Source organism: Paraburkholderia sp. BL18I3N2, from assembly GCF_003001875.1.
Classification (GTDB): Bacteria; Pseudomonadota; Gammaproteobacteria; order Burkholderiales; family Burkholderiaceae; genus Paraburkholderia; species Paraburkholderia phytofirmans.
In genome coordinates, this window is the sequence record NZ_PVNC01000014.1 from 17,405 (window position 1) to 30,175 (window position 12,771).

The 12,771-nt window shown below is 63.6% G+C and carries 12 protein-coding genes; all 12 read right to left on the reverse strand.

What is annotated here, in order from left to right; translation table 11 throughout:
• Nucleotides 1-44: 44 nt before the first annotated feature.
• The 12 genes from B0G75_RS28215 to uppS all read right to left on the reverse strand — a co-directional run bounded on the left by B0G75_RS28215 (nucleotide 45) and on the right by uppS (nucleotide 12,769).
• A complete protein-coding gene (locus tag B0G75_RS28215) occupies nucleotides 45-830 on the reverse strand; it encodes an RNA methyltransferase (protein ID WP_106313364.1) in 786 nt (261 codons plus the stop codon).
• Nucleotides 831-904: 74 nt separating this feature from the next.
• On the reverse strand, nucleotides 905-1,651 hold the full coding sequence (gene rnhB / locus B0G75_RS28220; RefSeq protein ID WP_106313365.1) for a ribonuclease HII: 747 nt from the start codon (nucleotides 1,649-1,651) through the stop codon (nucleotides 905-907).
• The gene (gene lpxB / locus B0G75_RS28225; protein ID WP_106313366.1) at nucleotides 1,648-2,817 is read right to left on the reverse strand and encodes a lipid-A-disaccharide synthase; all 1,170 of its coding nucleotides are present in this window, start codon (nucleotides 2,815-2,817) and stop codon (nucleotides 1,648-1,650) included. Before lpxB ends, rnhB begins: the two co-directional genes overlap by 4 nt.
• 3 nt (nucleotides 2,818-2,820) lie before the next feature.
• Nucleotides 2,821-3,609 (reverse strand): acyl-ACP--UDP-N-acetylglucosamine O-acyltransferase, encoded by a 789-nt coding sequence (gene lpxA / locus B0G75_RS28230; RefSeq protein ID WP_012433436.1) that lies wholly within the window; start codon nucleotides 3,607-3,609, stop codon nucleotides 2,821-2,823.
• Nucleotides 3,610-3,727: 118 nt separating this feature from the next.
• On the reverse strand, nucleotides 3,728-4,192 hold the full coding sequence (fabZ, locus tag B0G75_RS28235) for a 3-hydroxyacyl-ACP dehydratase FabZ (protein ID WP_012433437.1): 465 nt from the start codon (nucleotides 4,190-4,192) through the stop codon (nucleotides 3,728-3,730).
• A 228-nt stretch (nucleotides 4,193-4,420) separates the two neighbouring features.
• The gene (gene lpxD / locus B0G75_RS28240; protein ID WP_106313367.1) at nucleotides 4,421-5,521 is read right to left on the reverse strand and encodes a UDP-3-O-(3-hydroxymyristoyl)glucosamine N-acyltransferase; all 1,101 of its coding nucleotides are present in this window, start codon (nucleotides 5,519-5,521) and stop codon (nucleotides 4,421-4,423) included.
• 87 nt (nucleotides 5,522-5,608) lie between these two features.
• Nucleotides 5,609-6,136, reverse strand: coding sequence for an OmpH family outer membrane protein (locus B0G75_RS28245; RefSeq protein ID WP_181309371.1), 528 nt, complete (start codon nucleotides 6,134-6,136; stop codon nucleotides 5,609-5,611).
• 55 nt (nucleotides 6,137-6,191) lie between these two features.
• Nucleotides 6,192-8,495, reverse strand: coding sequence for an outer membrane protein assembly factor BamA (gene bamA, locus B0G75_RS28250; RefSeq protein ID WP_106313369.1), 2,304 nt, complete (start codon nucleotides 8,493-8,495; stop codon nucleotides 6,192-6,194).
• Between the two features lie 67 nt (nucleotides 8,496-8,562).
• Entirely contained in the window at nucleotides 8,563-9,948 is a 1,386-nt protein-coding gene (rseP, locus tag B0G75_RS28255) for an RIP metalloprotease RseP (RefSeq protein WP_106313474.1), read from the reverse strand.
• A gap of 7 nt (nucleotides 9,949-9,955) precedes the next feature.
• On the reverse strand, nucleotides 9,956-11,161 hold the full coding sequence (locus B0G75_RS28260) for a 1-deoxy-D-xylulose-5-phosphate reductoisomerase (RefSeq protein ID WP_106313370.1): 1,206 nt from the start codon (nucleotides 11,159-11,161) through the stop codon (nucleotides 9,956-9,958).
• A gap of 10 nt (nucleotides 11,162-11,171) precedes the next feature.
• Nucleotides 11,172-11,993, reverse strand: coding sequence for a CDP-archaeol synthase (locus tag B0G75_RS28265; RefSeq protein ID WP_106313371.1), 822 nt, complete (start codon nucleotides 11,991-11,993; stop codon nucleotides 11,172-11,174).
• Entirely contained in the window at nucleotides 11,987-12,769 is a 783-nt protein-coding gene (gene uppS, locus B0G75_RS28270) for a polyprenyl diphosphate synthase (protein WP_106279635.1), read from the reverse strand. Before uppS ends, B0G75_RS28265 begins: the two co-directional genes overlap by 7 nt.
• Nucleotides 12,770-12,771 lie beyond the last annotated feature (2 nt).

Consider the following 12,771-nt stretch of genomic DNA (forward strand, 5'->3'; position numbering starts at 1 on the left):
CAGGCTCGAACGCAGACGAAGCCGGAGCGAGCACGTCTCCTGCGTCAACTACGGCCGCGCTGCTGCCGGCACTGCTCGAATACGCATACGGCCGCCGCGGCCGCCACATTCAGCGACTCCATGCCGCCCGGCTGGGGGATCGTCACCCGCAACGAAACCTTGTCGCGCCAGATCTGTGAGACGCCCGCGCCTTCGTTGCCGAACACCCACGCAAGCGGTCCGCTCAGGTCGCAATCGTAGATCGCCTCGGCGCCGTGCGAGTCCGTGATCACGATCGGCACCGCGAGGCGCTCGATCAACGCCTGCGCCTCCACGTCCTCGTGAATCTGCAGCAGGAAGTGCGCGCCCATGCCCGAACGCAAGACCTTCGACGACCACGCGTACGCCGTACCCGGCGCGCAGAACACCTGCTGAATGCCGGCGGCGGCCGCGCTGCGCAGAATCGAACCGACGTTGCCCGCGTCCTGTACGCCGTCGAGCACGAGGCAGGTTTGCGCGACCGTGTTGGGCAACGGCGTATCGAGCTTTTCAACCAGCAGCAGAATGCCCACACCGTGCACGACATTCGACAACTGCCCGAACAACGCATCCGGCAGCGTCACGACACGATGCTCCTCGATGCGCGCAACGATCGCCTGCGCTTCGTCGTGGCGCAGCGCGCCGTCGGTGACGATGCACATTTCCGGCTGCCCGGCGACGTCGAGATAGGCGCTCGCGAGATGAAACCCTTCGAGCAGCGCGTGGCCGCTTTTACGCTGTTGGTGCGTCGAGCCGGCCAATGCCTTCAGGCGCTTGTAGAGCGGATTGTCCCGCGAGGTGATGGCTTTCACAGGCAGCGAAGAAGACAGTGAGGATGAGGAAAAGGTGGGTCACACGCGGCGCTTATGAGGCGCTCGTGCGAAGCTCAGGCGGCGCTGCCGCGTTCGCCGAAGGCGTCGTCGTCGAACATCACTTCGGATACGACGATCACTTCACCCGCCGGCAGCGGCACGCCCGTGCCCAGGCGCAGATGCGCCTCACGCACCGGCGCGAACGAACGCCGATGATGCTCGCAAGGTCCGTGTTCGCGCAGCGCCTTCAGATGCTGCGGCGTGCCGTAACCGGCATGCGCGTTGAAGCCGTAGACGGGATACGTCTGATGCAATTCGAGCAGCATCCGGTCGCGCGTGACCTTGGCGAGAATCGACGCCGCCGAAATGCTTTTGACGAGCGCGTCGCCGCCGATCACCGCTTCGCTGCGCACGCTCAGCGTCGGACAGCGATTGCCGTCGATCTTGACGAGCGTCGGCACGACGGACAGGCCTTCGACGGCACGCTTCATGGCCAGCATGGCGGCGTGCAGAATATTCAGAGAATCGATTTCTTCGACGGTTGCCGAAGCGATGCAGTAAGCGAGCGCCCTGTCGACGATCTTGTCGTACAGTTCGTCGCGCTTTTTCGCGGTCAACACTTTGGAATCGTCGAGGCCGCGAATCATCGGTTTGGACGGGTCGAAAATCACCGCTGCGGCCACGACCGGGCCGGCCAACGGGCCGCGCCCTGCTTCGTCGACGCCGCAGACGATGTCGTCCGGCGTCTCGAAGTTCAGGCCGACCTGTTGCGCCGACGCTCCTGCGACGGTTTTACGGCGCGGCGCGCGTGACAGGGTCACGGCCGCCCCTTCCGCTTTTCGATGACGCTCGCCACGACTTCCGCCGCACGCTGCGCGGTGTTCTGCTTCAGCACGTGATGCATCTCCGTAAAGATTTCCGTCAGCGTGCGCCGGTTGGTCTCGTCGCGCAACTGTTTCAGCGTGGCTTCGGCCAACGCCTGCGGGGTGGCGAAGTGCTGCAGGATCTCCGGCACCACGAAGCGCCCTGCCAGAATATTCGGCAGCCCGACATACGGCAGATAGCCCTGGCGGCGCATGATCTGGCCGGTCAGCCAGGGCACCTTGTACGAGATCACCATCGGTTTTTTCAGCAGCGCGGCTTCGAGCGTCACGGTGCCGCTCTTCACGAGGATCGCGTCGGCCGCGGTCATGGCGAGTTGCGCCTGACCGTCGGTAATCGTCAACGCGAGGCCGGGGTGCGAATCGACCAGCGGCCGCAGCATTTCGCGCAGCGCCGGCGTGGCCGCCGGCATCACGAAGCGCAGATTCGGCTCCTGGTGCTGCATCATTTCCATCGCGGCGAAGAACGTGGGGCCGATCAGATCGATCTCCGAGCGCCGGCTGCCCGGCAGCACCGCGATGATCGGACCGTCTTGTGCGAGACCGAGTGCCCGGCGCGCGCCGAGCGTGTCCGGCACGAGCGGAATTTCGTCAGCGAGCGGATGGCCCACGTACGATGCCGCGACGCCCGCTTTTTCCAGCAGCGCCGTTTCGAACGGAAACACGCACAGCATGTGGTCGACCGCCTTGGCGATCTTCTTGATGCGGCCGCCGCGCCACGCCCAGATGGACGGGCACACGAAGTGAACGGTTGGAATCCCGGCCTCGCGCAACGGATGCTCCAGCCCGAAATTGAAATCGGGCGCGTCCACGCCGACGAACACCGACGGCGGCTCTGCCAGCAACTGCCGCTTCAGTTCGTTGCGAATGCCGAGAATGCCGGGAATATGCTTCAGCGCCTCGACATAGCCGCGCACCGAGAGCTTTTCCATCGGAAAGTGGGCGTCGAAGCCCGTCGCGATCATGCGTGGGCCGCCGATCCCGTAGTACCGGGTGCCGGCGGGCAGACGGCTCGTGAGGCCGTCGAGCAGCGAGGCCGCCAGCAGGTCGCCGGACGGCTCGCCGGCCACCATCGCGACGCGCAAGGGACTGGGTTGCAATGCCATCGCTTAGCGGATGATGCCGCGTTGCGACGCTTCGACGAACGCGAGCAGCGTCTGCACCGGCGCATCGCCATCGCCGCCCGCGGTCGCGAGTTCGCGCAACTGCACCTTCGCTTCTTCAAGCGACAGGCCGTTCTTGTACAGCACGCGATACGCCGCGCGCAGCGCCGAAATCGCGTCCGGCGAGAAACCGCGGCGGCGCAAACCTTCCACATTGATACCGTGCGGCTCGGCCTTGTTACCGGCGGCAATCACGAACGGCGGAATGTCCTGCACCAGCGCCGAAGCGCCGCCCAGCATGGAATGCGCGCCGATGCGCACGAACTGATGCACGCCCGACATGCCGCCGACGATCGCGTGGTCGCCGATCGTCACGTGACCGGCCATCTGCGCGTTGCTCGACAGAATGACGTTGCTGCCGACGTGGCAATCGTGCCCGATGTGCACGTACGCCATGATCCAGTTGTCGTCGCCGAGCGTGGTGACGCCCGCGTCCTGCATCGTGCCGGTGTGGATCGTGGTGAATTCGCGGATCGTGTTGCGGTTGCCGATCACGAGCCGGGTCGGCTCGTCCTTGTACTTCATGTCCTGCGGACGGCCGCCGACCGATGCGTAGTGGCCGATCCGGTTGTCTTCGCCGAGCGTGGTGTGACCTTCGATCACGCTGTGCGAACCGACCGTGGTCCGTGCGCCAATCGTCACATGTGCGCCAATGACGGCATACGGTCCGACTTCGACGGATTCGTCGAGTTGTGCGCCCGGTTCGACGATCGCAGTGGGATGAATCCTGCTCATGCGTCCTCGCTTCTGATTCTGTTGCGTTGTCTGGATGGGCATCTGGCGGGAGGCCGGCGCACGCATGACGCCGCCGACCGCCCGGACGCTGGCTTAAGCGCCTCGCGCTTAAGTGCGTTTAAGCGTCCTTGTCCGTGTGCCGCACCGCGCACATCAGGTCGGCTTCCGCCGCGACCACGCCATCCACTTCGGCGCGCGCCTTGAACTTCCAGATGCCGCGCATGTGACGTTCGAACGTGCAGTTCAGGATCAGCTGATCGCCCGGTTCCACCACGCGCTTGAAGCGCGCGTTGTCGATGCCGACGAACAGATACAGCGTGTTCGACGGATCGCTCGGCTCTTCCGAAAACGTCAGCAGGGCCGCCGTTTGCGCGAGTGCTTCGAGAATCAGCACGCCCGGCATCACCGGACGCGTCGGAAAGTGACCCTGGAAATACGGTTCGTTGATCGACACGTTCTTCAACGCTTTGATGCACTTGTGCGGCTCGAGTTCGAGCACCCGGTCGACCAGCAGGATCGGGTAACGATGTGGCAACAGCGTGAGAATCTTATGAATGTCGAGATTGATTTTTTCGGTGCTCATGGTGTTTCTGCTCACGCATTGACTGCGCGGTGATGACTGCGGATGCTGGTGCAGGTGGATTGGTAAAGCGTGCTGCCGGCGCTCGCCGTGACCCGGCGGCCGCGCCACCCGGTCACGGCAACCGACTTTGCTTCCTGATGCTTGCCCGCCATTTTACGCGGTGCCGGCAGGTTGCCCGGCGAAATGCTGAGTCTGCTGAGTCAATTGCCCTGCGAGTTACCCTGATGTTCAGCCTTTGCCGCCCGCGGAATGGCTTGCCGGGCCGTCCTGCTTCTCAGCCGCGGCGTTTTCAAGCGCCTTGATACGATCGCGGAGTTTGTCGATATTGCGCAGCAACGCCGCGCTCTTGTTCCAGTCTGCATGGTTCACGGCCGGGAAGGCACTGGTGTACATACCAGGCTTGAGCAGCGACTTCGAGACGCCCGACTTGGCCGTAACGATCACATAGTCGGCCAGCGTGACGTGCCCGGCGATCCCGACCGCGCCGCCGATCATGCAATGACGGCCAATGGTCGTGCTGCCCGCGATGCCCGCGCAACCGGCAATCACCGTATAAGCGCCGACTTTGCAGTTGTGGCCGATCTGCACGAGGTTGTCGATCTTCACGCACTCTTCGATGATCGTGTCCGCCATGGCGCCACGGTCGATGGTGGTGTTCGCGCCGATTTCGACGTCTGCCGCGATCGACACACCGCCGACCTGCGGAATCTTCACCCAGCTGCCGGTACGCGCCTCACCTTCGCCGACGAAATCCGGCGCGAAGCCGAAACCGTCCGAGCCGATCACCGCGCCGGCGTGCACGATGACGCGCTCGGCGAGCTTGCAACCGTGGTACACCGCGACATTGGGATAAAGATGCGAACCCGCGCCGACGCGCGTGCCACGGCCGATCACGACATTGGCGTCGAGCCGCACGTTGTCGCCGATCACCGCGCCCGCTTCCACCGTGACGTGCGGGCCGATCACCGCGCTCGCGGCGATCTGCGCCGACGGGTCGATGGTCGCGCTCGGATGCACGCCGGACGCCGCCTTGGGCGCAGCGAAGTCGATGAAGGTTTGCGCGACGCGCGCGAAGTAAGCGTACGGATTCGGCGTGACGATGAAGTTACGATTCTCGCGGGAAGCGAGCCTGGCGAGGTCGTCGGCATTGATCAACACCGCGCCCGCACGGGTCGTTTCGACCTGAGCCAGGTACTTCGGATTGGCGAGGAACGCCAGCTGGTCCGGACCTGCCTGGTCGAGCGGCGCGAGACTTCCGACGCGCTGCGAACCGTCTCCGACTACTTCACCGCCGAACCGCTGGACGATGTCCTCGAGCGTAAATGCCATGCCTATCCTGTCTCCTGTGTCGATGGTTACTGCGTTCAGTCCACCGCGCCTGATCGACTATCGGGCCCTTCGGCCCGGCGCCCGCATTCAGTTACCCGATGCCGCCAAAGCCTTGAGCACCTGATCGGTAATATCGATGCGCGGGCTCACGTACACCGCTTCCTGGACGATCAGATCGTAGTGCTGCGCCTCGGCGATCTGCTTGATCACCTTGTTGGCGCGGTCGAGCACCGCCGCCAGTTCTTCGTTGCGGCGCTGATTCAGATCCTCACGAAACTCGCGTTGCTTGCGCTGGAAGTCCGTGTCCAGTTGCGACAGATCGCGCTGCTTCTGCGCGCGGTCGGCGGGCGACATGGACGCACCGTTCTTGTCGAGCGAATCGGACATCGACTTCAGCTTCTGCGCCATGTCGGCAAGGTCCTTGTCACGCTTGGCGAACTCGGCCTCGAGCTTGACCTGCGCGGCCTTCGCGGCAGCGGATTCGCGCAGGATGCGGTCGGAATTCACCGCCGCAATCCTCGCCTCCTGCCCTTGCGCGACCCCGACACCCAAGGTCATTGCCAGCGCCAGCGCGCACGCCACACGTTTCGAAAACATACCGGTTAGCAAAGTCATCCTCTCGATACTGTAGTTTGGCCAGGCCGGCCGCCGGGCGCCTTCCGCCGCCCGATCAGAACGCCGTCCCGATCTGGAACTGGAATTTCTGGTACTGGTCGCCGGTGTGCTTCGTGAGCGGGAAGCCCAGGCTGAGCTTGAGCGGGCCGATCGGCGAGATCCACGCCAGACCGACACCGTAGCCGTAACGCAGGCCGTTGGCGCCGATACTGTTGCCTTCCGTACCCCACACGTTACCGGCGTCGAGGAACGTGAAGACACGCAACGTGCGGTCGTAGCCCGTGCCCGGCAGCGGGAACGTCAATTCCACGTTACCCACCAGCAGCTTCGAGCCGCCGATCGGATCGTTCGTCTTGGCGTCGCGCGGACCCAGCGAGCTCGGCTCGTAGCCCCGCACCGAACCAATACCGCCCGCGTAGTAGTTCTTGAAAATCGGATAAGGCTTGCCGCCGAGACCGTTACCGTAACCGCCCTGGAAGTTGAAGCCCAGCACGAACCCACGCGCAAACGAGTAATAGTACTGCGCGTTGATGTCGGCCTTGTAGTACTGCGTGCCGCCGATCGGCGTACCGTATTCGGCGTTCGCCTGCGTGAAGTAGCCACGGCTCGGCACCAGCGCGCTGTCACGCGCGTCGCGCGACCAGCCCACCGTGATCGGCACGTTGTTCGACACGCGGCCGAATTCATGCACGTAGTCGATGTAGCTCTGCGGCGTGTTTGAGTCGATATCCAGCTGGTTCTGCTCGAGGCCGGCACCGAAGTACACCGTGTCCACTTCCGAAAACGGAATACCGAATTTCAGATCGCCACCGATCGTAACGATCTTGAAGCTCGAATCCGTTGAGTAGTACAGCGGCTGGTAAGTACGGTAGTAGACGTCGGTAATACGCTTGATGCCGTCGACCGTGAAGTACGGGTCGACCTGCGTGACCGTCAACGTACGGTACGTCTTGGCGGTATTCACGTTCACCGAGAGACTGGTGCCGGAGCCGAACACGTTGTCTTGCGACACGCCGGCCGAGAGCACCACCTTGTCCGTCGACGAGAAGCCCGCACCCAGCGTGATCGCGCCGGTCGGTTTTTCGGCCACCTTGACGTCCACATCGACCTGGTCCGGCGTGCCTTCCACGGGCACCGTGGTCACGTCGACATCAGTAAAGTAACCGAGACGGTTGATCCGGTCTTTCGACAGCGCGAGGCGGTTCGAATCGAACCACGAGCTTTCGAGCTGGCGCATTTCGCGGCGCACCACTTCGTCACGCGTACGCGTGTTGCCGACCACGTTGATGCGGCGCACGTAGACGCGGCGGCTCGGGTCCACCTGCAGCGTCAGGTCGACCTTATGGTTGGCCTGATCGATCTGCGGCTGCGCGTTGACCGTGGCGAACGCATAGCCGTATTCGCCGAGCTTGTCGACGATAGCCTTGGTGGTGGCCTGCAGCTTTTCAGCCGAGAAGCGGTCGCCCGGTTTGATCTTGATGAGCTTGGCCAGCTCCGGCTCGCGGTCGAGCAGATTGCCCGCCAGCTTGATATTCGAAATCGTGTACGGCTCGCCTTCGTGCAGCGTGACCGTCAGATACATGTCCTTCTTGTCCGGCGTGATCGACACCTGGGTCGACTCGATGTTGAACTCGAGATAGCCGCGATTCAGGTAGTAAGAGCGAACGTTCTCGAGGTCGCCGGTGAGCTTGTCTTTCGCGTACAGGTCGTTCTTCGTGTACCACGAGAACCAGTTCGGCGTGGACAACTGCATTTCGTCGCGCAGCGTACCCGTGCTGAACGCCTTGTTGCCGATGAAGTTGATCTGGCGGATTTTCGCGCTCGGACCTTCGGCCACCGCGAACAGCACCGACACGCGATTGCGGTCGATCGGCGTGATCGTGGTGGTGACTTCAGCGGCGTAGTAGCCGCGCGTAAGGTACTGACGCTTCAGTTCCTGCTCGGCCTTGTCGACCAGCGCCTTGTCGTAATAACGGCCTTGCGACAAACCCACGGCGCGCAGCGCCTTGGTCAGGTTTTCCTTGTCGAACTCATGAATGCCGGCGAAGTCGATCGTGCCAATGGCCGGACGTTCCAGCACCTGCACGATGACGACGTTGCCTTCGGTCGCGATCTTGACGTCGTTGAAGAAGCCCGTGGCATACAGGGCGCGAATGGCCTCCGATGCCTTGTCGTCGCTGAAGGTGTCGCCTTGCTTGATGGGCAGATAGGCGAACACGGTACCAGGTTCGACGCGTTGCAATCCCTCGATCCGGATGTCTTGCACCACGAAGGGCGTCGTTGCGTGAGCAACCAGCCCATGCGCGGCGAATGCCGCGGCTATAACCGTCTTTGGAACAAAGCGATGAGGTTTAAACAACGTGCTTCCCCAGTGTGTATAGCTGCATCAGGTCGGGCGGTCGCCATCGTGAACGCCGCCGAACACTTTAAAAATGGATTAAACGAGCCAGATCGTTGAACAGCGCGATCGCCGACAATGCGACGATGCAGGCGAGACCCGCCCTCTGAAAAACGAGTTGCCAGCGATCGGAGACAACTTTACCGGTCACAGCTTCAACCAAATAATATAACAGATGACCCCCGTCCAATACCGGAATTGGTAACAGGTTCAGTACACCAAGGCTAATACTGACAAGGGCCAGGAACGACAGGAATGCAGAAGGACCTAGACGTGCGCTCTTTCCTGCGTAATCGGCGATCGTGACCGGGCCGGAAAGATTTTTCAGCGATGCCTCGCCCACGATCATCCTGCCGAACATGCGCACCGAGTAAACCGCGAGATTCCACGTGCGGCGCGCACCCAACTGGAGGCTTTCAATCGGTCCGTAACGCACGTCGATCGACGGCACCTGCGTGGCCAGTTCCGCGCCGATGCGGCCGATCTGCTGCCCGGTCGTTTCATCGCGCTGTGCCTGCGGCACGATGTTCACGTCTTCGAGCTTGCCCGCCGCCTTACCGCCGCGCTCGACCTGCAGCGTCACCGCTTTGCCGGCGTGCGATTTTACATAAGCGATGAAGGCCGTGGCGTTATCGGTGGGGACACCGTCGACGGCACGCAAACGATCGCCCGCGGCGAGACCCGCCTTTTGCGCCGCGCTACCCGGCTGCACACCCGCGACCGTCAGCTTGCCACCACCCGGCTCGAAACCGAGATGCGACATGAAGTCGTCGTCGACATCTTTTTCGGTGAGGCCGCGCAGATCGAGTTGGAAATCCGAGGTACCGTGTGCATCTTTTGCACTCAGCACGACGCGCTTGTGATCGAATGCCGCACCGAGCAGCTTCCAGCGCAGGTCCGACCACGAACGCACCGGCTCGGATTCGCCGGCGTTCTCGGCACGCACGGCAACGATCGTTTCACCGCCGTCGAAACCGGCAACAGCCGCGGGCGTATTCGGCGCGGGCGCCGCGACCACCGCCGCCGGCTCCGTCACGCCGGTGGCGAAGACGAGTGCAAACAGCACGATGGCCAGCAGGAAGTTCGCGACCGGACCGGCCGCGACAATCGCAAAACGGCGCCACACGGACTGCCGGTTGAACGCGTGCGGCAATGCTTCGGCGGGAATAGGTTCGGCGCCCGTTTCGCGCTCGTCGAGCATCTTCACGTAGCCGCCGAGCGGCAGCGCGGCAATGGTCCATTCGGTGCCCGTCTTCGGACTCACCCACTGAAACAGCGGCTTGCCGAAGCCGATCGAAAAGCGCAGCACCTTGACGCCGCACAGGCGTGCCACGCTGTAGTGCCCATATTCGTGGACGACCACGAGTACGCCAATCGCGACCGCGAAGGCGAGCAGTTCGATCAGCAGGTTCATGAGCGCCTCACTGGACGGCGCGTTCCGTGCGACGGGCGCCGTCGGGCAGACGCGCGATGAATTCGGCAGCGGCGCGACGCGCGGCAGCATCGGCTTCGATCACGTCTTCGAGCGCGTGCGCGCTGCGGTTCGGCAACGCGTTGAGCACCGCGTCGACCACCTGGGCAATCGCCATGAAACCGATCTGGCGCGCGAGGAACGCCTCAACCGCGATCTCGTTCGCGGCGTTCAGTGCCGCGCTTGCCAGGCCACCCTCGGCCAGCGCCTTCACTGCCAGGGCGAGACACGGAAAGCGTGTGTAATCCGGCTTTTCAAACGAGAGGGACGCTACCTGCAGCAGATCGAGTTGCGCCACGCCCGAATCGACGCGATCCGGAAACGCCAGCGCATGCGCGATCGGCGTGCGCATATCGGGATTGCCGAGTTGGGCGAGCACCGAGCCGTCGGCGTAGGACACCATCGAATGGATCACGCTTTGCGGGTGAATCAGCACCTCGATGCGCTCGCCCGGCAGACCGAACAGCCAGTGCGCCTCGATCACTTCGAGGCCCTTGTTCATCATGGTGGCCGAGTCGACCGAAATCTTGCGGCCCATGACCCAGTTCGGATGCTTACAGGCTTCGTCCGGCGTGACGTCGACGAGCGTGGCCGGTTCGCGCGTGCGGAACGGGCCGCCCGACGCCGTCAGAATGATCTTGGAGACGCCGCCGTGCAGCGCGGCTTCGCGCGGCAGGCATTGAAAAATCGCGTTGTGTTCGCTGTCGACCGGCAGCAGCACGGCGCCGTTGTCGCGCACCGCGTCCATGAAGATCGCGCCGGACATGACCAGCGCTTCCTTGTTGGCGAGCAGGATGCGCTTGCCGGCGCGCGCGGCGGCAAGGCTCGGCGCAAGGCCGGCCGCACCGACGATCGCCGCTACCACCGTATCGCAGCCGTCGCTCTTCGACACGTCGACGAGCGCCTGCGGTCCATACGTGATCTCGGTCTTGCAACCCGCCTCGCGCAGTTTCGCGGCGACGCTCGCGGCCGTGTCGGCGTCGCCGACCACCGCGACTTCAGGCTGAAAGCGCAGGCATTGCTCGACGAGCTTGTCGCCGTTGCGATGCGCGGTGAGCGCATAAACCGAAAAACGCTCGGGATGACGCGCGACGACGTCGAGCGTGCTGTCTCCAATCGAGCCCGTGGAACCGAGCAATGTCAGACGTTTTTGCATATCTCTTTCTCTAGCCGAGCAGCAGCATGGCAAGCGGCAGCACCGGCAACAAGGCATCGATGCGGTCGAGCACGCCGCCGTGCCCCGGCAACAGGCCGCTTGAATCTTTCACACCGGCCTGGCGTTTCATCATCGATTCGAACAGGTCGCCCACCACGCTGAATGCCACCAGCAAGGTCAGCGCGAGCAGCGTGCGCACGGCGCCCCAATGCGCCAGCAGCGCAGAATACAGGGTCGGCTCGAACGCATGCAAAAACACCGCCGCCGCCGCGACGATCATCACCACCAGCCAGCCGCCGATCGCGCCCTCCCAAGTCTTACCCGGACTGATGGCAGGCGCCAGCTTGTGTTTTCCGAACGCTTTTCCGGAGAAGTATGCGCCGATATCGGCCAGCCATACCAATAGCAGCAGCGACAGCACGAACGGCACGCCCTGCATGCGCGCGGCGACGAGAGCATGCCAGCACGCGACGAATACCACAATGCCGGCAAGAAACAGGAAGGGACGCCAGACGCCCTGCGCGAGCGTCGGCTTGCGCAGCAGCACGAACGGACCGGCGATCACCCAGAAAATAGCGGCCGCTTCAAAGAGCGGTCTGGCTTGTTCGATGCCGGTACCGAGACGCGTGCTGGCCACCAGCGCCACTGCGGCGATCAGCGCGTAAATGACCGGGCCCGCGCCGCCCAGCTTGAGCAGGCGCGCCCACTCCCACGCGGCGAACACGACGACAAAAGCGATCAGCGCGCCGAACGCGCCCACCGGCGCGAACAACGTGACCGGCAGGAACACTGCCAGCAGGATGATCGCCGTGATGACACGGGTTTTTAGCATGGAAGCGAATCGACGTTTTGCGATTGCGGCTCGAGTTGAGCACTGGTGCGGCCGAAGCGGCGTTCGCGCTCCGCGTACGAAGCGATGGCGTGGCCGAGCGCGTCGGCGTCGAAATCCGGCCAGAACGTGTCGGTGAAGTAGAACTCGGTGTAGGCGAGCTGCCACAGCAGGAAGTTGCTGACGCGGCGCTCACCGCCGGTGCGAATGAAGAGGTCAGGCTCCGGCGCATAAGCCATGGAGAGGTGTTCGGCGAACGAGTCTTCGGTCACCTCGACCGCCTTGCCCGCCAGCGCCGACTGTTCGGCGAGCTTGCGGGTGGCCTGCATGATGTCCCAGCGGCCGCCGTAGTTCGCGGCGATCGTGAGCGTGAGGCGGGTATTGCGCGCGGTCTTGGTCTCCGCGCGCTTGATCAGGTCGCGGATACGCGTATCGAAGCGGGCCAGATCGCCCACCACGCGCAAGCGGATGCCGTTCGCATGCAGCTTGCCGATCTCGCGCTCCAGCGCCGTCACGAACAGGCGCATCAGGAACGAGACTTCCTCGTTCGGACGGCGCCAGTTTTCCGAGCTGAAGGCGAACAGCGTCAGATATTCGACACCCTGACGGGCGCACGCCTCGACGGCCGCGCGCACCGCGTCGACGCCGCGCGTATGGCCCGCCACGCGCGGCAAGCGCCGCTGGGTGGCCCAACGGCCGTTGCCGTCCATGATGATCGCGATATGTCGCGGCACCGCGGCGACATCAGGCACGCGCACGGTTGAGCTGGTATAGGTCATGG